This is a genomic window from Marinoscillum furvescens DSM 4134, from assembly GCF_003386095.1.
In the GTDB taxonomy this organism is placed as follows: domain Bacteria; phylum Bacteroidota; class Bacteroidia; order Cytophagales; family Cyclobacteriaceae; genus Marinoscillum; species Marinoscillum furvescens.
In genome coordinates, this window is sequence record NZ_QREG01000017.1 from 121,699 (window position 1) to 143,733 (window position 22,035).

The following is a 22,035-nucleotide window of genomic DNA, read 5'->3' on the forward strand; positions in this document are numbered from 1 at the left end:
AATTACAAGATAAAATCAATGATTATCAAGCCATTAGCGCATTCTATATTTGGGTCATAACAAAGGAGAAACTATGGAAATTCAGGACGTATTTAATAATCTGTGGAGGCGAAAATGGGTAGTGTTGATCACGCTGGTAGTAGGTGCTCTAGTGACACTTTTCTTTCTGCAATTTCGGGAAGAGACCTTTAAGTCCACTGCACGCATTTCCACAGGATATACCATCACTGATCAGGTAGATCTCAACGAGCCATCAGAGCGCATGAGAGACCAGGACGTCAGATTCAATAATTTATTGGAGCTTATGAAGTCACCTGTAAGCTTCAACTTATTGTCGTACCGGCTGTTGCTACATGATCTAAATCATGATCAGGAGCAAACATTTAGGTATCCCAAAGATCCCTCGGTGATATTAGAGGAGGATCGTTTCACCCGAATGGGTAAACAGCTCAACGCTAAAATGCGGGCACTTACCTCAGACTACCAGCCGTCGCTTTATTCGTTTTTTGAAGATGCGGAGATCGAGCTGGTCAAAAAAGAAGTAAAAGAGAAGCTTCGTGCTCATGAGGCGTTGGACCCTTCGGATCCAAATTTCGACCTCATACGTAAGTTTCTGCTTGCGTTTGGTTATGATTATCAGGCCGTGAGTGATGCTCTCAATATTTACCGTGTTTTTGGTACAGATTATATCAATGTGGAGTTTGAATCTCATGACCGGGAATTGTCTGCATTTGCAGCCAATACTTTTAGTAAGGAGTTTATAGACTACTATGCAACCATTCGCGGAGAGCACTCCAATGAATCTGTGGCATTTCTGAAAGAGGTAGCAGCAGAGCGAAAGGCTATTTTGGACAATAAGCTCTCCCAGCTGGAAGGCTATGGCGTATCTGATGCCATGGGAGAGGGCGAGCGTGCCAGTCGATACAGTCAACTGGTGGATCTGGAGCGCCGCAGAGATGAACTGCGCAGTGCTGTGCAGGAGCACAGACTCACTATCAACCAATTAGAGCAGGACGTATCCGGCTCTGGAGGAGGTAGTCAGCAAAACCAACGTGTAGTAGCACTTCAGGATCAAATACGAGCACTACAGCGCCGCTATGTATCCACAGGATCTACTAATCGTGAGTTGTCAGATTCTCTGGCTTATCTCCGGGGCAGGTTGCGTTCGCTTATCGCCAGATTAGATACCGATACCGAAACGGTGGGTACGTCAGATCTGGAGCAGCAGCTAAAGACCGCTCGTATAGACTATCAGGTAGCTCAAAATGACCTCCAGCAGGTCAACGCGCGAATTAATCAGCTACAATACGGATTTTCGAATGACGAGGAGCAGAGTGATGAGGTGGCTGCCCTTAAAAATGAAATAGAGGTAGCCAAGCAGGATTACAACGAAGTATTGAGAAAACTTAATCAGGCAAAAAATCAACAGGTTACAGAAAGTTCGCTTCGTCAGGTACTGGCTGCCACTCCCGCACTCAACCCATCTTCGATGAAAAGCATCTATGTGCTCTGCATTTCGGTGTTTAGCTGCTTTGCTTTAGCTGTTTTGGTCATCATACTAGGAATGATCACGGATGACACCATTCGTACACCTTACCGTTTTCAGAAGATGGTAAACCTCAAACTTCAGGCAGTGCTCAACAAAGTGAGCCTGAAGAAGCTTGACTTTCATAAGATTTTTATCTCGGAGTATAGTCCCAAGCGTGAAGTGGAGTTTTACAAATCATCACTTCGCCATTTACGTTACCAGATAGAGGGGATGAATTCAAAAATTTTCTTGTTTACCAGCCTGAGGCCTGGAGCCGGTAAAACCTCTATCATCAATTCGCTGGCCTACGTTTTTAGTTTGCTCAAAAAGCGCGTGTTAATTATCGATACCAACTTTAAGAATAATTCGCTCACACAGATCTACGGATCCGGGCTGAAGGAGGTGAAGGTAGTGCAAAAGCGGATGGTCTCTAAGCGATCACCACGCATGGCCAAAGTAACCGCCAATGGTGCTGGGGCTGAGGACGAAGAGCTCGTAGAAATGAAGAGTTCACTGGACCTGGTAAACCCTACAGACTATGATGACATCTTTTTCGTAGGCAATAGCGGTATCACGGGAAACTCACCATCAGAAATGCTTTCACGACGAGATTTTAAAAAATTTGTCTTGATGATGGCTGAGCAGTTTGATTATATTTTCCTGGAAGGTCCGGCACTCAATGATCATTCGGACAGTAGGGAGCTGGTAAGCTTTGTGCAGCGCGTAGTTACGGTGGTCAATGCTCAGGATACCGTTCGCCCTGTAGATGAGCAGTCTATTGAGTTTGTAAAATCTCTGAAAGGCAAGTCTGCAGGCGCAGTGCTCAATCAGGTAGTGCTCGAAGATATACGCGATTAGTTTTCGACTCCTATGTCGGATGTATAGTGTGGCAGGCGCCTGTAGTTTCAGGCGCCTGTTTTTTTTTCACCACCAGTGGCTCAGGTTTTTACCTGTTAGTTTTTGTAAGTTTTGGATGTCCTCACCGTAGATGTCCCGAGTAAGTATTTGCTTGATTTCTGGATCCATGGCTGGTTTTTCCAGGTTACGCTTCCTAAGCTTTACAAGTAGGCTTTGCAGCTGTGGACTTTCTTTTAGCTCTTGATAGTACTTGCCAAACACGCGTTTAGACAGCTTTGGCAATAAGCCATGGTTGCCGATAAGTCCGTCCAACGATTTGTTTTTCACAATGCCTGATTGATTAAGGGCCACGAGTTTATCTACCTGAAAGTCTGTATCTACGCCTAAAAATGCATAAATGTCTTTTAACACTTCGGGGCCATTTGCCTTGAATTCGTCAAACAGGTATACCTTAATTTGGTCTGCACCAAAGAGCTGGTAATACCTGCTGAGGTTTTTGTAGTAAAAGCCTTCACGTATGAGATCGTTTCGTTTCCACCAAATGCTGCTTTGGTCCAGACAATCAGAAAAGTGACGAGTTGGTAGCCGGTTTTCACGTGCCAAATGCATGTACCTGGACCATAGGCGTTCTGCGGGTTGTCTGAAAATGGCTATTAACTTCATGTTTGGATTGTGATAGCGAATACGCTCAGGAGCCATTTGGTGGTACAGGTAAGTGTTGGAGGTTTCGCCGCTCACTTGTTCGGAAGTGGCCCCATCAAATAGTGTCTGGTAGTCTTCCAGATTGGTGACGGATTGCCGGTAGTGCCATTGTTCTCCTGGTCGTGCCGCCAGGTCTGCTTCAGAGAGCATTTCATACCCAAAGAAGTTGGGTTCCTTTACCGGGGAAATATAGATTTCGGGGTGTTGTTTCAAGTAGTTGTCGAGAGATGTGGTACCGCACTTACCAGCCCCAATCACCAAAAAGTCTGGCATCCATTCATGGGATTTTTGAGTGTATAGCTGATTGTCTTTCGCTTTAGTGGCTTGCATTTGTGTGTTGCTTTATGGTTTTTTTAAAAGTAACCATGACAATGGGCAGTACTTATGCTCTCGGACTTACAATTGCCTTACAAGGCAGAGGTTTTTGGCTAGAGGGCTGCATTAGCAACATTTTAGCCTCTTCATTTGCTGCTGCACCAAGGCAAAACATTTATGGGAAAGCAATCATATTGGATACAAGCAGGGAAGCTTACGCTTTTTCAGCGCCTGGCTATGCTAGGGTTTGGTGTGCTTAATTTTTACCTGCTAGTACGTATGCTTCCCCAGGAAGGATATGGCGTATGGATGCTATTCGTTTCTGTGACTACTCTCATACACACCATACGCGAAGGTTTTTTTAAAAAGCCGCTGATTCGGTTTTTGGGTAAACTTGAAGGTGTTGAGCGAAGACGGTTGCAGGGGTCTTCATTTATTTTAAACCTGGCCTTTGCAGGGGCTAGTAGCTTGATTTTGGCTGTTGGTGCCAATGGTTTGCAGCGTGTCTGGGATGCCCCGGGATTGGAACAGCTATTTTATATCTACATACTTACCAATTGTTGCTGGGCAGTATTTGCGCATTACAACAACGTGCAGGAGGCTCATTTTCGTTTTATAGGGCCAATGACTTCCGGGGTGCTCAAAAATGGAGTGTTGTTCGTGGGAATTGTAACGTACTATTTTTCTAATTGGCAGATAGATATCGTTACACTTGGGGTCTTGGATTTGGTTGCCACAGGTATAGCTGCTGTTACTGCTTATTGGTTTGGAAAAGGACTGGCCAAGCGTAAGGTGTTTTGGAGTAAAAGCTGGGCTTATCGGTTGTTTCACTATGGGAAATATACGCTGGGCACGAACATTAGTGGGATAATTCTGCGAAATACTGATAGCTGGATGCTGGCATGGTTTATATCTCCTGCGGCAGTTGCCGTGTACAATGTAGCTATTCGAGTTACCAATTTGTTTGAAGTGCCTACGATGGCTATGGCTTCTATCTTGTTTCCAAAGGCCGTAAAAAATGCCGAAGTGGATGATCAGGCAGCCATGAAAGAGCTCTATGAGAAATCCGTCAGTGTGATCATCATGTTTGTAGCACCTATGGCTATACTCGGAATCATTTTTTCTGATCAGATCATCTGGGTACTGGCAGGTGAGGCCTACGGAGAGGCATCTGCCGTATTAAAAGTTACCATGCTCTATGGATTAATTATTCCTTTCAACAAGCAGATGGGTATACTTTTGGATGCCATTGGCAAAGCACGACTCAATATGTTATTTGTGATGCGAAATGCTGCAATCAATGCTACGCTAAATGCTTTGATAATACCTATGGTAGGAGTGATGGGGGCAGCTTATGCTACATTGTCTACCATGCTGCTGGTTTTCATCATCAATCAGATATACCTGTGGAGAAACTTTCAGGTAAACCTTAAGAATTTGCCAGGCTACTCCAAACAGTATTTTCTACGGCTCAAGCAGCTGGCATTATCCAAAGTTCCATTTTAAAATCCTTCAGCATAGTCATCTCCTCGCGGGTCGGCACCACCTTCCAATTGCCCGTTTTCTAATACGAGTATGCAGTCAGTGCGTCCTATTTTTTCTCTAAACTCTATGTTGTGCCCCATTTCCTCCAAGGTGGATATTTGCTTTTGATCCAAAGCGCCTTTCTCCACCAGTATGCGATCTGGAAGCCACTGGTGGTGGATTTTTTTGGCCGCTACAGCATCCTGCATGGTCATGTTATAGTCTAGTATGTTGAGGATTGTTTGAAAAACTGACGTGATGATGGTAGCTCCACCGGGAGTTCCTACTACCGCCCGAAGCTCACCGTCAGTAGTTACAATAGTGGGAGTCATGCTACTCAGCATGCGCTTCTGTGGGGCAATGGCGTTGGCTTCTGCTCCCACCAGGCCAAACATATTGGGCACCCCGGGCTTAGCACTAAAGTCGTCCATCTCATTGTTAAGGAAAAAGCCAGCACCTTTTACCATTACTTTGGATCCGTAGTTTCCATTTAGGGTGGTAGTCACGGCCAGAGCATTGCCGTATTTGTCTACAATGGAGTAATGGGTAGTTTCGGTAGATTCTGCCATCGCTTCACCTGCAGCTACCTGATCAGAAGGTGTTGCTTTATCCAGGGCTATTGTGCCAAAGCGTTCTTCATTGTATGCGGGTGAAGTAAGCGTGGATACTGGCACGTTGGTAAAGTCAGGGTCTCCGAGGTACTCGGCACGGTCTGCGAATACTCTACGTTCCAATTCGGCCATAAGGTGTACAGCTTGCACACTATTATGCGGGTGTTGGGTTAGTTGGAGTTGCTCAGCGCCCTGGAGCAGTTGAGCCACGGCCACACCACCGCTCGATGGGGGAGCCATTCCAATGATTGTATGCTCCTTGTATGAGGTAATTAATGGCTTTCGCCAGATAGCTTCGTAGGCCTGCAGGTCCTCATGAGTAATGAGTCCATTGGCTGTTTTCATCTCGTCCACTATTTGTGAGGCCACTATTCCCGTGTAGAAGCCATCACGGCCAGAGTCACGTATAAAGGACAAAGTAGCTGCAAGCTGTGGCTGGTTTACAGGATCTCCAGCCGACCAACCGCCTTCTTTGACTACCCAGGGAGTGTGCGTGTTGCCTTGTATAAAATCTTCTTGTTTTTCATTTAGTGTAGCAGCTTCATCTTCGGTGATCCGGTGGCCTTCAAAAGCTATGTCTATGGCAGGTTGTACAAGCTTAGCCCATTCCATGGAGCCATATTTTTGGTGCAGTTGCCACATGCCTGCCACACTGCCTGGTACACCCACTGCCATGTGACCTAGTGTGCTGAGCTCAGGATTTACTTCTCCTTGCTCATTTTGGTACATCGTGCGATGAGCGGTCATCGGGGCTTTTTCACGAAAGTCCAGGCCATCTACGACTCCATCTGCCATGCGCAAGACAGCAAATCCGCCTCCACCGATATTACCAGCTCGAGGGTATACTACGGTGAGTGCAAAGTGTGAGGCTACTGCTGCGTCCACTACATTGCCTCCGGCTTTGAGTACAGAAAGCCCCACCTGAGTGGCTATTGGGTGGGCTGTAACGATCATGGCACTATCGCCCAGGGCGCCGCGGTTTGTAGTCGTGTTTTCACTAGCAGGTTGGCAGCCGACCAATAGTACAATTACCAGACCTAGAAGGAGTAGGGGGTTAATTTTCATTTATTCCTTTCGTACGTTTGAGTGATTTGTACCGCTTAATTTTTACGCGTTTCTTGCCTCGATCTTTTTTGGCATCATAGGGGCGGAAATGCTTGCGCGATTTGGTGATCGGTACTTTGTAGTAGGTAGCATGGCACCCCGCCCAAAAGAGCGGGGTGACCAGCAGTAAAAAAATAAGTTTATAGACTCGAAAGCTTTTCATTTTCTGGAAAATCTCCGAAAAGCTAATCAATTCCAATTAGGACATCAAACGTTGGCCAGCTTAGGGTTATTTGAACCTCTAGGCTGTTTGATCTCCATGGTGATGTTTTTGTTCTTCGCTGTGTGTTTGAAATCTTCAATGGTTTCCAAGATGTCCTCATCGATGAAGATTGATTCGGTTTCATCGAAGACCACATGAGATTCATCAGGAATTTGTCTCAAGGTTCTACGTAAGAATGCTTTGTTTAGGAAGCTTACATCTTTTTCCAGTCGGATGATGTATTCCTGCTCACCTACTTCTTTCAGCGTGATGGCTTTGTGGAGGTTGGTTTTTAGTACATAAAACAATCCTACGATGATACCAATGGTGATACCAATAAGCAGATCTGTAAATAAGATAGCTACGATGGTAATCACATAAGGTATAAACTGTGAGGTGCCTTTGGCATAAAGTCCTTTAAAAATTGAAGGTTTGGCTAATTTATAACCTACTACCAGAAGTACTGCAGCTAATGCTGAAAGCGGAATCAGGTTGAGTACGTCTGGGAAGAACATTACAGACATGATCAAAAGGAAACCATGGAATATGGCTGAAACCTTGGTTTTACCCCCTGAGCTCACGTTGGCTGTACTTCGAACTATTACTGCCGTAAGAGGAAGACCACCTAGGAGGCCAGATACCATGTTGCCGATTCCTTGTGCTTTTAGCTCTGTATTGGTTGGTGCTATTCTTTTGTAAGGATCTAACTTATCTACCGCATCAAGGCTAAGAAGTGTTTCCAAACTAGCAATGATTGCAATAGTCACTGCTACCACATAGATGTCAGGGTTGGCAAACTGCGAGAAGTCCGGTGCAGTAAGGAAGTCTACAAACTCGCTTACACTCCCCGCCACAGGCAGTGCTACCATGTGCTTGGCAGATAGTACAAGGTTGGGTAGCATTTTTGGAAATAAGATGCTATTAGCGGCCATACCCCAAACTACAGCTACCAGTGCACCAGGGACAATAGAAGTCCACTTTTGTTTTTTCATAAACGGCCGTTCCCACATGATGAGAATACCCAGTGCAATGCCACTGATTATCAGGGCACCCATATCGATGTTTTGAATGGCCAGGATGATTTCTGTAAAGGTGTTTTCACCGTCTGGCTGATAGAAACTTTCATCTCCTTCATAATCCTGATCATCGCCCAATGCGTGAGGGATTTGTTTAAGAATAAGTATCAACCCAATGGCTGAAAGCATACCTTTAATTACTGAAGAAGGGAAAAAGTGACCAATAATGCCCGCCTGTAGCATGCCTAACGTAAACTGAATCAAACCAGCCAGGAATACGGCTAGTAGAAAAGATTCATAGGTACCCAGCGTATCGATAGCATTGAGGACAATAACTGTAAGACCTGCTGCAGGCCCACTCACACTAAGCTGTGAGCCACTAAAGAGACCTACTACTAAGCCACCAACTATACCAGCTATAAGTCCTCCAAAGAGGGGAGCGCCAGAAGCCAGGGCTATTCCCAGACAGAGTGGTAATGCGACCAATGCTACGACCAATCCCGCGGGGAGGTCATTTTTTAAGTTGCTTCCAAAATATTGTTTCATGAATTCGTGGATGAATTTTAAGGTTTAAAAGGAATTGAACAGGTGAAGATGGCGTCCCACAAAAATGTTGGGAAAATAGGAAAAATGCATTATTAAATCGAGAAAATCCTCACCTTAGACGTGTTCTATTTTTGTGATTTTGCAAAATTCATAATTCGTTTTGATAACATTCTGTTAATCAGGAGGTATAAAATAGGTGCTTAAAGGTAATTTATAATCAATTCCTTTTAGTTTGTTATTGGTTTAGTTATATTCATGACCCCAATTATCTTGATCATTTAACCAACGACCAGTACAGACGAAATGAAAACATCAGCTAACCTAGACCTTCTCGAGCATCAAAATTTGCCAAAAGGCTACCGAGCCTACAAGATTAAAGGAGTAGATCAGACGATCATAGCACGAAAAGGAGGTCCTACTAGTGATCAGGTAAAAAGTAAGGCTACTTATGCGGAGCTGAGAAACAATCAAAAGGAGTTTGGGGTGGCCTCAATGATGTCTAAAGTACTGCGCAGCTCATTGTCGGATGGCATGTCTGAAATCTGCGAAACGTATGTGTCTGGACGACTGACGGCACAGTTTCGAAATCTGGCAAAATACGAACAAGGTAAAACGGGAACTCGACCATTGTATCTAAGCAAGCATGGTCACAATCTGAATGGATTTGAGTTTAACACCACAGCGCCATATGAGCAAATTTTTGGTGCGAAGTACTTCATCAAACCCGGTAGCCGAAGAGGGCAGGTAATCCTTCATTTTCCAGCTTTTGTGCCGGAGAACACCTTTCAAAAACCTGATGGTGCTACCAATTTTAAGATTAGTGCAAGACTAATTGCGCTTTCTGATTACTATTTTGATCAGGAGGAGATGTGCTATCAGCCTTTAAGTAAAGATTTTCATGGACAGTTTGGAGCCTACAAGAGCCCCATGCTTCCGATTTTGAAAATACCGACAGAACCTATGACTGCTATGGTATCGCTTGATGAGCAGGAGGTGCCGGAGCATATCGGACTTTTCCTCGTGATGGCCGTGAGTTTTTATCAATACGAAAATGGTAAGTTTAAGCACCTGGCCAAAGGGAGTAGCATGACCATTAAGAAAGTTTATTAAAACTTTTTACCCCTGTATTGGATTATTAGAGAAATCTTTTCACTGATGACCAATCACCCCAGAAGACAAATAGGTGATCCTGTTGCTGACAGTGCCTTCACATTCTTCAAAGAAAATCCTAAAAGCTATCAGGCCTTTCTGTCCGTAGCTACTAATGACGAATTGCTCGAGCTATTAGCACTGTACGAGCCTTTACATCCGTTACTTCAAACGCTACACCTTCCTGATCCAGCAGATAGCAGACTCTTGAATGCTGGTCACGACTTTTTCGAACTGTATTTATTTGAGATTTTGGGCGTACTTGGCCTTTATAGCCTTCCATATTGTTATGCCGGAGCAAAAGGGGCACGTGTCCTGGTATTGTCCAGGCGTCTGAAAGACCAGCCAGCAAAGCGTCTAAGTGAAACAGCCAAATTTGTGGTTTCGGCCGGTGCCAAGGGCGCATGGAAGCCTGATGGAAAAGGTCTGGTAGCCACTGTGCAAGTGCGATTGATGCATGCTGCAGCACGTCATTATGCGTCTAGGGAAATTCGTGATGAGGTGCCCGTAAATCAGGATGACCAACTTGGAACGTTGATGGCATTTTCGCTGGTGAGTTTGCATGGGTTACGCAAGCTGGGAATAAGAGTAGGTGAGCGCGAGGCAGCTGCGTTTTATGAGTTGTGGAAATTGATTGGATTAAATATGGGCATACAGCCCGAATATATCCCGGAAGATCTACGGGCAGCACATCAGGCTGATAAAGATATTGTTAATAGAGAATTTAAAAGTAGCCAGGAGGGTAGGGAGTTGGCCCTAAGCTTGCGAGCCTACTTTGAAAGCCAGCCGGCAACACTGGGAATAGATGCTGTGACGCTCATGGGGTACCTGCTAGGTGACGAACTTTGTGAAATACTGGATATTCCACGTTCGCAACTCAGGCAAGCGGCGCTCTATCCATTGTTGCGCTCAATGAATTTCTTCAAGGACTTCCAGCGGCAGCACATAGGAGTCTCTCCAGAGATTGGACGAAAACTAAGTGAAGAAGGCGTAAAACCCAATCACAGTTTTTCGTATAGATAAGGATGAGATATCTGATTGCGATTGCTGCTTTTCTACTTTTCATCAATTTACAAGCTCAAAACGGACAAATAAGGTCCCAAGAATTGTATGAGGCTGGCCTTGAAGCTTTTCGGCAATCTGATTTTTCCGCTGCTCGAAATTTACTCAACGAATCCATTGCTTTGAGGGCTACTCCAGATGCGCATTACCTGGTAGGTCTCACATATACTGCGGAGGGTAAAGACCTACGCGCTGTGGCGTCCTTCGAGGCAGCTGTCGCCCTCAATCCTGATTATCATGAGGCATATTTTCAGAAAGGGTTGATTTACCTCCAGTATCATGATCCTTCTCAGGCGATCAAAGACTTTACCTTGTTGATCGATACAGAACAAACCGAAACACGCAGTATTTACTTTCAAATAGATCCCACAGGTAATCAGCAAACAGAAGTAGGGACACTCACCAATTTTAAAGCACAGCTGTATCACTACAGAGCTCAGGCTCATCGGGCACTTCGATCGTACGACAAGTCATTTGAAGACCTGGCTCAGGCTATAGCACTTGATGAGCATCCAGATTTTCTGGTGACGAGAGCATTGCTGTATCAAAAGACAGGTCAACGAGAACACGCCGAGCGGGACCTGCGACAAGCAGTAGCGCTAGATAGTCTACACCAGCTAGCCTGGTACAATTTGGCGCTTATGGATCCTGATGTGGAACTTCCGGAGGGACTGATTGAGGCGGATGGAGCTGGCGCCACCATTGGTCTACTAGCTTCTCGCGCATTGGAGCAGGGAGACTACCAGCGCGCTAAGGTCTACTTTGATCGCAGCCTGGAGCGCAATCCATCAGATGTGCTCACTCGCATCAATAGAGGTAGGGTCTTGTTGAAGGTTCGGCAGTTTGAAGCCGCTATTGAGGATTTTGAAGTTGCCCGCAAACAAGATCACACCCGCTTTGAGACCTTGTACTTAATTGGAAATGGGTATTTTTTTCAAAAACAACATAAAACTGCGCTGGCATACTACCATCAGTATCTGGTGGTGGACCCCACGAATGCTATCGTTTGGTACAATGCGGCAATGTGTCAGCTAGAGCTAAAAAAGAAAGAAGAAGCTTGTCACAGCCTGGAACGCGCACAAACTTTGGGGATGTTGGAAGCTTCTGGAAAGCTGAAAAAATATTGCCGATAGGTTTTATTATTTTTGACTTATGACGCGAATTGCCCCACTCAAAATCGATATGCACACGCATATCTTGCCTGAAAAACTGCCCAATTTTGCTGATAAGTTTGGCTATGGAGACTTTATCAACCTATTGCATCACAAGCCTGGAGCGGCGCTGATGATGAAAGGCGAGAAATTCTTTCGTGAGATTCAATCCAACTGCTGGGATCCTGAAGTTAGGGTCAAAGAGTATGAGGAGTTTCATACGAAGGTGCAGGTGATTTGTACCATACCGGTTATGTTTAGCTACTGGGCAGAGCCCAAAGATTGTCTGGATCTAAGCCAGTACCTCAATGACCACATCGCTGAAGTGGTGGATCAGTATCCTCAGCACTACATTGGGCTGGGTACGGTGCCCATGCAGGATGTGGATTTGGCGATCGAAGAGTTGGAGCGACTGAAGGGGCTTGGGATTCCGGGCGTTCAGATCGGTTCAAACATCAATCAGCACAACCTGAGCAAGCCTCGGTTTTTTGAGTTTTTTGAAGCCTGTGAGCGTTTGGATATGGCCATCCTCGTTCACCCCTGGGATATGATGGGTAAGGCGGATATGGAAAAATACTGGCTGCCGTGGCTGGTAGGCATGCCGGCAGAAACTGCCAGGGCCATTGCTTCCATGATCTTTGGAGGGGTGTTTGCGCGATACCCCAAGCTGCGCGTGTGTTTTGCGCATGCAGGAGGATCCTTTTTGCCTACCATTGGCCGTTTGGAGCGAGGCTTCAACTGCCGGCCGGATCTCGTGGCGGTGCACAATAACGTAAATCCACGAGAATACCTGGGTAAGTTTTGGGTAGATAGCATCACGCATGATCCCATGCTATTGGAATATGCAATGAAATTGATTGGGTCAGAAAAAATATGTCTCGGCTCGGATTATCCGTTTCCGTTAGGAGATCTGGAGATAGGTAAGTATATCGAAGAAATGGACTTGCCTGAAGACGACCTGGAAAACATTATGTACCGATCTACGCTGGATTGGTTGGGGATGGGAGCAAAGGAGGAAATAGCCAATCTTACTTCCCTTTCAGGTAAGGGTCAAAACTAAAACCTAAGTAATTCAACTTGGTGATTGAAAAGCTGGTTTAAGATCTCCATTCCTTCAAAGCATCTAGTACGATTACCTCATCGAGCTGCGCATTGAGTGTGCCTGCTACGGCTATGCCTCCTATGATTTTGTCATTGGAATAGATGGGGTGCCCACCAAGTAAGGGTACGTACGGTTGCGGCGTACAGCTGTCGAGTGTGAGCATAGGTGCCCGGCCATCGGAGATTACTTCTTCTAGTTTTCCGGTAGGGCGCTGAAACGCTACCGCGGTGGCAGCTTTTCCTAAGGCAATGTTGGCTGCTGCGTGCATGGTGCCATCGAGTACTTCCAGTAGTACCGGATGCCCTCCCTGATCCACAATGGCTATTGCTCCGGGTACCTTGTGGCTATGAGCGGAATTTAGCGCCACCTTCATGAGGTGGCGCGCTTCCTTGTGTGAAATTGAATGAGTCTGTAGCGGCATTAAAGTCTGTAGATTTCTGTGCGTACGAGTTCCATGAGGTCCATGTGGCGTTCTTCGGCCATGAGTTTCCGGTATTTGGCACGATCAAGGCCTTCCACTAGATTCCAAATCGCCTGGTTCATTTTAGCATGCTGAGTGAAAAATCCCATCATGTCGAATATGCGAGGGGAGGCATCAGCAGTGAAAAACTTATTGTAGCCATACTCCTTGGCATAGAAGAAAAACTCAACCGTATGCAAGAAGTTTCGGGAAGCTCCTATGAGGTCCCAGTCAAAGTTCCAGTCGTTATCATTGGTGTGCAGGTAGTAGTCAATGTTCGACTCTTCACAGAGCGCGAGTACTTGTGCTGGATTCTCTTTGGCGAGCAACGAGTGACCAAAATCTATGGTGATTCCTGTGGATGAATTTTGTACATCTTTCAGTAGTACGATGGACTTGGCGCAACTATCCAGGTGACAATTGACACGGGTTTCGTTGATTTTATACTCAATGAAAAGTGGGATTTCCGGAAGGTAGTCTGCAGCTTCTGCAATTGCATCGACCATATTGCGCCATGCCTTTGGGTAGTCTACTTGAAAGAGGTTGTCAAACCCATCAGACAATGGGCAAACCGTGACCAATGGGGCGCCTACTTTTTTGGCAAAATCTTTAGCTCCTCGGATTATTTCTAAAGCACCTTTTCTAAGTTCTTCCTGCGGGCGGGAGATGGCGCCAGGTACCCAATTGATTTCTTTCTTGATGTTGGCATTGATGGCAGCAAACTCCAGATTGTATTTTTTCATCAAAGCAAGCGTCGCCTCTGCTTCTCCGGTTTCATATGGGTAGACTACTTCCACACCACTGACTCCTGGTACTTGTGCGGCAAGTTGTAGGCGCTGCTCCAGTTCGGTGGGTTGCTGGTAATCGGAAAATCGATCTCTTGTGCTACCTAAAAAGGCAGTAATGATACTTTGTTTCATGTTTTGGTGGTTTGTTTTTATCTAATCGCTAGCTGTCAGCGTATGGAGTATTCATTGCTGGTTTTATGATTTGACCAGCAGCTCATGCTGAAAGTAAGCTGTATTCGTAGTTTAGTTATGCTACAATTTTGGTTTCACGAATGATGTTAGGGTCGGTAAACTGGTCCAGAGTGTCACGCACTTTCGTGGAAAAGGAATACATCACCGCTCCGGCTGGTCCTGCCTGAAACCAGTGTTTGGTGCCTGACGGTAATACCAACTGATCACCAGGTTTGAGGTCTACTTCGTGACGCATGGTGTAGCAGTCCGACTTGCCATCTACAATGAATCCTTTGTCCAGCGTATCTTCTCCCGGGATATAGAAATACAGATCGCCGCTGATTGCCCGGATGATTTCTTCCTTACCTGGGTCGTTGCCTACGGGGGGGTGCCAGTGCTCAGGTTCGGTTTGATTTGGAAAGAGAACCAAAATTTTACCAGCAATACGATCGGTTTCAAACATGGTGAGAATCTGAATTCCCTCTTTTCTTAAATTGCTCAGCCCAAAGTCAGCAGCGGTAATTTTTTCTCGATCTTCGAGGGTGAGTACAATGCCTGCGTCAGCGATCATTTGTAGTGCCTCAGCACACGCCTCGTTGAATTCTTTTTTGGTGATCATTTTTTATGTTTTCGTAAGTTGAATTGGTTTTTCTGGATTGATGGCAAGCCAAAGTGGAATGGTCAAAAGGTTGAGGCTGGCAGTGAGGTAAAAAAACGGAATATCTGAGCCCGTAAGCTCAAGCATGTAAGGAAATGCCAGTGCTGTAAAAAAGGACCCCAGATTACCCGCCATGTTCATGGTGCCACTGACTGTGCCACTATGAGCTTGGCCTACGTCCACGCATGCTGACCAGGAAGGGCTTAGCGTCATGTCCGCACCAAAAACAGCCATGGAGATGAATATCACTGCTGCTGTAACATCACTCATGTAAATGCTGGCAATTACTCCTACAGCTGCGAGTGTAAATCCAATTATGGCAGGTAGCTTTCGCGAAAGAGACCATTTGCCTCGCTTAAATACGAAATCTACAAGCCAGCCTGAGGTCCAGTTACCTAGAGCTCCAAACATCAGTGGAGCTGAAGAATAGAAGCCTGCTTCTAACGCATCGAGCTGGTATTTAGCTTTTAGGTGTGGAAACAGCCAGGTAAGACAAAAGAAAAACGTGAAATTGCTGCTGAAGTATTGTCCCATCAACAGCCACATGGTCTTATTGCCAAAAAGTGACTTCATTGAGGCTGACCCTGTGTCGCCTGTTTCTTTTGCCTGAATGTTACTTTGAATGTGGCGAAGCTCTTGGTCCGTAATAGAGGGGTGATCTTCAGGAGCGTCTCGGAACCACCAATACCAGATCAATGCCCAAATAATGCCAATAACGCCCAGGATGACAAAACTCATACGCCAGCTGGTCAACTCAATTAGCCAGGCTACCAATGGTAGTGCGATCGCTGCTCCGATTCTTCCGCCGCTGAAGTTGATGCCGTTAACCAGCCCTCGTTCACGAAGAGGAATCCATGTATATATAGCCCTCGCCATCCCGGGAAAAGCACCTGCTTCTCCCACCCCAAATAGGAATCTTACCACCAGAAGGGTGATGAAATGACTCACAGCACCTGTGATCGCCGTGAAGAAAGACCACAACGAGACAACCGCAGTTAAGATTTTCCTAGGGCCATATTTGTCGGCTAAGTAACCGGAAGGTGTTTGGAATAGGGCATAGCCTAAAGCAAAGATGCTTAGTACCCAGCCCATTTGTTTGTCTGATAAATTGAGGTCACTGGCTACAGGGTCTTTGGCTACAGAGATCAATATCCGATCAAAAAGTACGATCATGGCTAATATGAAGGTGCCGAAGACCATTTTGTGTCTGGTTGGGATCACTGCCATGTTAGTCTTTTTTTACTTTAATTAATCTTCTACTTGCATCCAGGTGTTCTTCCAGGTGAAGGGCAGCTTTTGCCGGATCACGTTGCTGTATGGCATTTATGATCTCAAAATGTTCACTGAGTGTATCAGCAGGGGGTCTTACAAGTCCAATCATGTCTATTGCGAGTAGTAGGTTTCCTTTGTGAAAAAGGTTGGACAAAAACTGGTTGCCGCATTTGTCGATGATGGTATTGTGGAATTTGCTGTCTGCTTTTTGATAGGTAGGCTCGTCTACAGGGTTGCTGTCTTTAAATGGTTCAAATAGCTGAGCTAGTCTTTTTATCTGAGTGTCTGTAGCCCTATCGGTAAATAATTTAACAGCCGTAGTTTCAAGTGCAATTCGACAATCATAGATTTCAATTACTTCTTGATCTGTGAATTTCTTCACTACCACACCTCTACGGGGAATGGATTCGATGAGGTTTTCCCCTTCGAGCATTTGTAATGCAGATCTCAATGGGGTTCTACTTATTCCCAGTTGTTCGGCCAGTTTGTCCTGCACCACCTTTTGACCAGGAGAAAGCTCTCCATTGATGATCATGTCTTTTACACGTTTGTAGGCTTGTCTGCCCAGTTCGTCAGCACTCAGTTTCATAAGCATAAATGTATACCGTATACGAAAGTAGATAAGAATTACAAAAGAAAAAACAAAATTAAGAATAGTTCATATTCTTTGTTAATGTGAATTAAATAAACAATATTGGTGGCTTAAACCGAATACCGTATACGAAAAATGAAACAAATTTATTGGATTTTTTCTGCTATTTTGATGCTGAGTTTAGTGCAAGGTTGTAGCTCTAACAACCAACATGAGACATGGTTGTATCCAGGGGAAACCTGGGAACAGGCTACACCACAGGAGGAGGGAGTAAGTAGTCAATTACTTCAGCAAGCCCTGGATACACTGAAGCGTTACAGCCACAGAGACGGACTAGAGGAGGTGCTCGTCATTCGTAATGGACGAGTGATCTATGCGGGTGACAGTGTGACTAAATCGCATAATATATACTCATGTAGTAAGTCATTTACCAGCATGGCTTTGGGGTTGTTGATAGCGGAAGGAAAATGCGGCTTAGATGACAAGGCGGCGAAGTTTGAGCCCATTTTACAGGAAAATTATTCAGATGCTACGCTTCGTCATTTTACTACCATGACCTCTGGGTATAGTGCCAAGGGTGGTTCCAGATGGCCAGACTGGGAAAGTGATGACTGGTCATGGACTCCATATCAAGCAGATGAACCTCATTTTGCACCAGGTACTGGATACTTATATTGGGATGAGAACATGATGATGCTTGGGCGGGTGCTCACACAAATAGCACAAGAGGATTTACATGCTTATCTCTCTGAAAGGATCATGAACAAGATTCAGCTAGGCACCTGGAAGTGGGGCCCTGAGCAGAGTCTGGATAAAATACCTATAAGAAATGGGTGCACCAACATAGAAATGAATGCTACTCAACTGGCAAGAATAGGATATCTATACCTGCGTCAAGGAAAGTGGAAAGAAGAGCAATTGGTACCAAGAGAGTGGGTACGTGCAGCCATGGTCAATCAGGTGCCTATGGAAGTAGATTTAAAGACTGATAACCGCACACTGGATGGACGTGGACGATACGGGTATAATTGGTGGGTAAAAGGCATTGCAGGTGATATGCCCGATACTCCAGATGGGACAGCCTTTATGAGTGGGTTTAACCACAATGTCTGTTTTGTGATTCCTGAGTGGAATATGGTGGTCGTACGTATGGGGCTGGATGGCAACCCGGAGGAAGGTAAGCGATTTGTTTACAACAGGTTTTTTAGGGAATTGGCAAAAGCAGTAAAATGATCACTCTATTGTATCTATTAATAATTGGTCTCTTTGGAGAGACAGATCAAGTAAAAATTGTATTGGAGGCAGAACAAACTCAGCTGAATGCCGGGTGGGAGTTGGAAACAAGCTATGACGACTATACAGGATCCGGCTACATCACATGGAAATCTGATAGTATCAGCTTTCAGCCTCAGGAAGGAGTGTTGGCCTATACATTTAAGGTCGCTGAGTCTGGTTTTTATCAACTTAAACTTCGGAACCGGTACGAATGTGAGGACCTCACAGAATGTAATGATGTGTGGACTCGAATGGATGATGGCCAGTGGATAAAAGCTTACTCACATACCAACTATCGATGGAATCTTCAAACGGGGCATGACATCAACCATGAATTGAACGAAGCACCGGGATATCAACTATCCAACGGCAAGCATACCTTTTACCTCGCAGGCAGATCTCCGGGGTTCAGTATTGATCAGATTGTATTTGAAAAAATCAGTTTATCCAAAATGTAGCAAGCAGTAGACAGGAAGCGCGAGGCGCTTTCTAGAGTGGTAGGTGTCACTTTGTACATCGGTAAATCGCTAAGGATCATTTTCCCTATGGGTTACATTCCACATTCTACCTATTTTGCTTCAAACTTTTTTAACCTAAATCTCAAATCACATTCCTATGAGAAATTTCCTGCTTCTGATTTTAGTGATCACCGCTTGCACGCCCAAAGCATCAAACGAGGAATTGACCGATAGCGCTCGCCCCAATATACTTTTTATCATGGCTGATGACCATGCACAAAAGGCAATCAGTGCGTATGGTGGAGGGCTGATCGAAACACCAAATATTGATCGGCTGGCTCAGGAAGGGGCATTGTTTGAAAACAGCTTTGTGACCAATTCTATTTGTGCTCCGAGTAGGGCGGTAATGCTCACCGGAAAGTTTAGCCACATCAATGGAAAACGCGACAACCTGGATGTATTTGATGCGAGTCAGCCTATGTTCCCAAAGCTACTTCAGCGTGAAGGGTATGAAACCGCATTGATAGGTAAGTGGCATTTGAAATCTACTCCACAAGGTTTTGATGACTGGAAAATTCTGATAGACCAGGGCGATTATTATACTCCAGAGTTTGTGACCAACACGGATACCTTTCAGCAAGAAGGGTATGTCACGGATATCATCACGGATTATGTTTTGGATTTTTTGAAAGGCCGAAAAAAGCAAAAACCCTTTTGTCTTTTTTACCATCATAAAGCACCCCATAGAAACTGGATGCCGGATCTGGAAGACCTGAAAATGTTTGCCGAGGAAGACTTACCTGTTCCTCCAACCTTTTTTGACGACTATGAAGGACGTGAGGCAGCTGCCACTGCTGAGATGCGTATTGCAGATATGTTTTTGAGTATGGATATGAAGCTGCACCCAGAAAATTACGAAGTGGAAAATGGCAAAGGAGGAAATGATCGATTTGATGCAGAGTCGGCATGGAAAGGGTCATATAATCGGATGACTGATGCTCAAAAAGCAGCTTGGGATGCTCATTATGATACGATCAACGCAGCATTTGCCAATGCCAATCTTTCTGGCAAGGAACTGGCCCTGTGGAAGTATCAGCGCTATATGAAAGACTACCTGAGATGTATCAAGTCAGTGGACGATAATGTTGGGAGAGTTTTGGACTATCTGGACGAATCTGGCTTGGCGGAAAACACTCTGGTGGTTTATACTTCGGATCAGGGATTTTATCTAGGAGAACATGGCTGGTATGACAAGCGATTTATGTACGAGCAGTCATTCCGCACCCCACTACTCATGCGCCTACCCGGTACGGTATCCCCTGGATTGAGGGTGCAGGAGCTAGTTCAGAATATCGATTATGCACCTACGTTTTTAGATTTTGCTAGAGTGGATATACCGAATGATTATCAAGGACTGAGTCTAAAAAGCCTGCTCACTCAGCAGCCTGTCGATTGGCGTGAAGCCCTGTACTATCATTATTACGAATATCCAGATGGATGGCACAAGGTAAAGAGGCATTACGGTGTGCGTACCGATCGCTACAAGCTTATTCATTTCTACCATGACATTGACACCTGGGAGCTGTATGACCTGCAAAAGGACCCGGATGAACTGAATAATTTATATGGTATTGACGCGTATGCAGAAGTGCAGCATCGCTTACATCAAAAACTGAAAGAACTAAGAACTCAATATGGGGATTCTTGAAAATTAAAACCTTCAACCTTTAAAAACTATGACTTCTATCCGACCTCTCTTATTCTTAACCATGCTTTGGGCGATAGCCTGTAAACCATCGCGCCAGCTTCCTGAGGATGGCTTGATCTTGCATTTGCCATTTGATGGCGGGTATGAAGACCTGTCATCCGTAGGTCATTTTGCGGAGCTGTTACACGATCAGGATACCGTAGAGCGATTTGTGCCTGGCAAGTTTGGAAAGGCTATCCAGTTTTACAACGATGACAACTATGAAGGCGGTGAAATGGTGCGAACCTCTACTTCTGAGGCAATAAGTCAAATGGTAAAGGGAGGTAAAGCCACACTGTCTTTATGGGCAAATCACACCACAGATAGATACGAGCAGGCGTATTTAGGTATCAGCGCCATACATGGAGGACCAAAGAAAACAGGTAGTCATTTTTACATAAAAGTATGGCATGATGGAGAGATACGAGCACTGAGCGCACATAGTAGAGAAGAGGTCTGGGGCATTGCCAGATCAGATACCGGGCAATATGTGCCAGGGGAGTGGTTTCATTTGGCTGTGACTGTGGATGGTGCTGATGTACACCTATTTAAGAATGGAGAGAGGGTAGCTCCACCTTATATTGCCCCACCGTCCTGGATTGAGCAAATACATGCTAATTGTGAGTTGAATGACCTTCGATTGCCCGATGAGTGTCGAATTTATGTAGGAGGCCGAGCGGGAGAGTGGGGTGGTTTTGAGGGTAAAATAGATCAGGTCAGGGTGTACAATCGGGTCTTATCCGACGCTGATATACTGGCATTGGCTGCTGAATAGTGACTCAGCTCACAAACTCAAACTCCAGTTCGTAGATTTCCTGGTAGTCCATGCCTGTTTCCAACATGTCGGTGTTGCCAGCCTCTGATCCCCAGATGACTTTCACTTTTTTGCCACCCATTGCTAGTGATCTCAAGTATTTGAACAAGTCAAACAAAACCTTAGCCGTGCTGGTGTTGAGGTTGCTGAAGTACAGCTCAACAGTTACCTGAGGCATGTAGTCCGCAGCTTTTTTGAATTCTGAAAGAATGGGGTTGTAAAAATCATGCATGTCCATCGCTACAGAAGCGCCTTTCACCTGCAGCTTAAACTCGCGGTTGCTAAATCTCACAAAAGGAGTTTTTTCCGTAGGCTCCATGCTGATGTTTACTGGAGTGGCGATTAGTGCTTGATGCGGCGTGTTGAAGTTTTGGATTGCAATGTTCATGGCTCTGTATTTTATCGGTTCTTTAATGGTGGTGGGAAACCAATGTGGGTGGGGATGGGAGCCGGTGATCGTTTTGTGGATTACCAACAATACAAAGATGGGGTAGCCATGGACCCTATATAAGGGTAAAATTCTTATTTGAAGAATTAGGTGGAATCCGAAATGGATATAGGTGATTTTACTAAGTGAGGAGTAAAAACACCTTATTTATGGGTTGGGAGGTGATTATTTAGTTCTTGAATTATAAGAAGAGGTAATGATGATCTTATTCAATCCTCGGGTGGAGTCGTGATTTCCACATGTTGACAAGCCTTCGTAGAGGTGAAAGTTGGTTCTGTAATCAAGGGGTGTTTAGAGCGCTTATCGGTGTGGTAGCAGTGCCGCGTCTTAGCTCACAAACTCAAAATCAAGTTCGTAGATCTCCTGGTAGTCCATGCCGGTTTCCAACATGTCGGTGTTGCCAGCCTCTGATCCCCAGATGACTTTCACTTTTTTGCCATTCATTGCTAGTGATCTCAAGTATTTGAACAAGTCAAACAATA

General features: G+C 45.2%; 21 protein-coding genes. 10 read left to right on the forward strand and 11 right to left on the reverse strand.

Going from position 1 to position 22,035, the window contains the following annotated elements; all coding sequences use genetic code 11:
- The first annotated feature begins 73 nt into the window (after positions 1-73).
- Positions 74-2,386 carry a GumC family protein gene (locus C7460_RS16795; RefSeq protein ID WP_115869289.1) on the forward strand — a complete coding sequence of 771 codons (2,313 nt, stop codon included), beginning with the start codon at positions 74-76 and terminating at the stop codon, positions 2,384-2,386.
- Positions 2,387-2,452: 66 nt separating this feature from the next.
- Here the strand turns inward: C7460_RS16795 and C7460_RS16800 are convergent, their stop codons facing one another.
- On the reverse strand, positions 2,453-3,418 hold the full coding sequence (locus C7460_RS16800; RefSeq protein WP_115869290.1) for a sulfotransferase family protein: 966 nt from the start codon (positions 3,416-3,418) through the stop codon (positions 2,453-2,455).
- Between the two features lie 162 nt (positions 3,419-3,580).
- Between C7460_RS16800 and C7460_RS16805 the strand changes: the two genes are divergently transcribed.
- Positions 3,581-4,909, forward strand: coding sequence for a flippase (locus C7460_RS16805; protein ID WP_147302993.1), 1,329 nt, complete (start codon positions 3,581-3,583; stop codon positions 4,907-4,909).
- On the opposite strand, the gene ggt is transcribed toward C7460_RS16805, so the two are convergent.
- From ggt to C7460_RS16820, 3 genes are read right to left on the reverse strand one after another with little or no spacing between them, the layout of a single operon-like run.
- A complete protein-coding gene (gene ggt / locus C7460_RS16810; protein ID WP_115869292.1) occupies positions 4,906-6,603 on the reverse strand; it encodes a gamma-glutamyltransferase in 1,698 nt (565 codons plus the stop codon). The two genes, C7460_RS16805 and ggt, sit on opposite strands and share 4 nt — an antisense overlap.
- Positions 6,593-6,805, reverse strand: a complete 213-nt coding sequence (locus C7460_RS23830) for a hypothetical protein (protein ID WP_115869293.1) — start codon at positions 6,803-6,805, stop codon at positions 6,593-6,595. The genes ggt and C7460_RS23830 overlap by 11 nt, the downstream gene beginning before the upstream one ends.
- 44 nt (positions 6,806-6,849) lie before the next feature.
- A complete protein-coding gene (locus C7460_RS16820) occupies positions 6,850-8,406 on the reverse strand; it encodes a SulP family inorganic anion transporter (RefSeq protein ID WP_115869294.1) in 1,557 nt (518 codons plus the stop codon).
- 303 nt (positions 8,407-8,709) lie between these two features.
- On the opposite strand from C7460_RS16820, the gene C7460_RS16825 reads away from it, so the two are divergent.
- Genes C7460_RS16825 through C7460_RS16840 form a run of 4 tightly spaced genes read left to right on the forward strand, consistent with a single transcriptional unit; the run spans position 8,710 to position 12,828 of the window.
- The gene (locus tag C7460_RS16825) at positions 8,710-9,516 is read left to right on the forward strand and encodes a hypothetical protein (RefSeq protein WP_115869295.1); all 807 of its coding nucleotides are present in this window, start codon (positions 8,710-8,712) and stop codon (positions 9,514-9,516) included.
- A gap of 45 nt (positions 9,517-9,561) precedes the next feature.
- Positions 9,562-10,578: an oxygenase MpaB family protein gene (locus C7460_RS16830; protein WP_115869296.1), complete on the forward strand. Its 1,017-nt coding sequence runs from the start codon at positions 9,562-9,564 to the stop codon at positions 10,576-10,578.
- Positions 10,579-10,580: 2 nt separating this feature from the next.
- Positions 10,581-11,750, forward strand: coding sequence for a tetratricopeptide repeat protein (locus tag C7460_RS16835; protein ID WP_115869297.1), 1,170 nt, complete (start codon positions 10,581-10,583; stop codon positions 11,748-11,750).
- 19 nt (positions 11,751-11,769) lie between these two features.
- Positions 11,770-12,828 (forward strand): amidohydrolase family protein, encoded by a 1,059-nt coding sequence (locus tag C7460_RS16840; RefSeq protein WP_245986415.1) that lies wholly within the window; start codon positions 11,770-11,772, stop codon positions 12,826-12,828.
- Between the two features lie 37 nt (positions 12,829-12,865).
- On the opposite strand, the gene C7460_RS16845 is transcribed toward C7460_RS16840, so the two are convergent.
- The 5 genes from C7460_RS16845 to C7460_RS16865 all read right to left on the reverse strand — a co-directional run bounded on the left by C7460_RS16845 (position 12,866) and on the right by C7460_RS16865 (position 16,808).
- Positions 12,866-13,291, reverse strand: a complete 426-nt coding sequence (locus tag C7460_RS16845) for a GlcG/HbpS family heme-binding protein (RefSeq protein ID WP_115869298.1) — start codon at positions 13,289-13,291, stop codon at positions 12,866-12,868.
- Positions 13,291-14,250: a sugar phosphate isomerase/epimerase family protein gene (locus C7460_RS16850; RefSeq protein ID WP_115869299.1), complete on the reverse strand. Its 960-nt coding sequence runs from the start codon at positions 14,248-14,250 to the stop codon at positions 13,291-13,293. Before C7460_RS16850 ends, C7460_RS16845 begins: the two co-directional genes overlap by 1 nt.
- A 115-nt stretch (positions 14,251-14,365) precedes the next feature.
- Positions 14,366-14,908, reverse strand: a complete 543-nt coding sequence (locus C7460_RS16855) for a D-lyxose/D-mannose family sugar isomerase (RefSeq protein WP_115869300.1) — start codon at positions 14,906-14,908, stop codon at positions 14,366-14,368.
- A gap of 3 nt (positions 14,909-14,911) precedes the next feature.
- Complete coding sequence (locus tag C7460_RS16860; protein ID WP_115869301.1) at positions 14,912-16,174, reverse strand: MFS transporter; 1,263 nt, start codon at positions 16,172-16,174, stop codon at positions 14,912-14,914.
- 1 nt (position 16,175) lies between these two features.
- Positions 16,176-16,808, reverse strand: coding sequence for a GntR family transcriptional regulator (locus C7460_RS16865; protein WP_170148060.1), 633 nt, complete (start codon positions 16,806-16,808; stop codon positions 16,176-16,178).
- Positions 16,809-16,946: 138 nt separating this feature from the next.
- On the opposite strand from C7460_RS16865, the gene C7460_RS16870 reads away from it, so the two are divergent.
- The 4 genes from C7460_RS16870 (at position 16,947) to C7460_RS16885 (ending at position 21,066) form a co-directional block, all read left to right on the forward strand.
- A complete protein-coding gene (locus tag C7460_RS16870) occupies positions 16,947-18,044 on the forward strand; it encodes a serine hydrolase domain-containing protein (RefSeq protein WP_115869303.1) in 1,098 nt (365 codons plus the stop codon).
- A complete protein-coding gene (locus C7460_RS16875; protein WP_115869304.1) occupies positions 18,041-18,544 on the forward strand; it encodes a carbohydrate-binding protein in 504 nt (167 codons plus the stop codon). The genes C7460_RS16870 and C7460_RS16875 overlap by 4 nt, the downstream gene beginning before the upstream one ends.
- Before the next feature lie 157 nt (positions 18,545-18,701).
- The gene (locus C7460_RS16880; RefSeq protein ID WP_115869305.1) at positions 18,702-20,252 is read left to right on the forward strand and encodes a sulfatase family protein; all 1,551 of its coding nucleotides are present in this window, start codon (positions 18,702-18,704) and stop codon (positions 20,250-20,252) included.
- A gap of 28 nt (positions 20,253-20,280) precedes the next feature.
- Complete coding sequence (locus C7460_RS16885) at positions 20,281-21,066, forward strand: LamG domain-containing protein (RefSeq protein WP_115869306.1); 786 nt, start codon at positions 20,281-20,283, stop codon at positions 21,064-21,066.
- A 4-nt stretch (positions 21,067-21,070) separates the two neighbouring features.
- Here C7460_RS16885 and C7460_RS16890 read toward each other — a convergent pair whose 3' ends face one another.
- The gene (locus C7460_RS16890; RefSeq protein ID WP_115869307.1) at positions 21,071-21,493 is read right to left on the reverse strand and encodes a SiaC family regulatory phosphoprotein; all 423 of its coding nucleotides are present in this window, start codon (positions 21,491-21,493) and stop codon (positions 21,071-21,073) included.
- 387 nt (positions 21,494-21,880) lie between these two features.
- Complete coding sequence (locus tag C7460_RS24555) at positions 21,881-22,033, reverse strand: SiaC family regulatory phosphoprotein (protein WP_394340432.1); 153 nt, start codon at positions 22,031-22,033, stop codon at positions 21,881-21,883.
- Between the last annotated feature and the right edge of the window lie 2 nt (positions 22,034-22,035).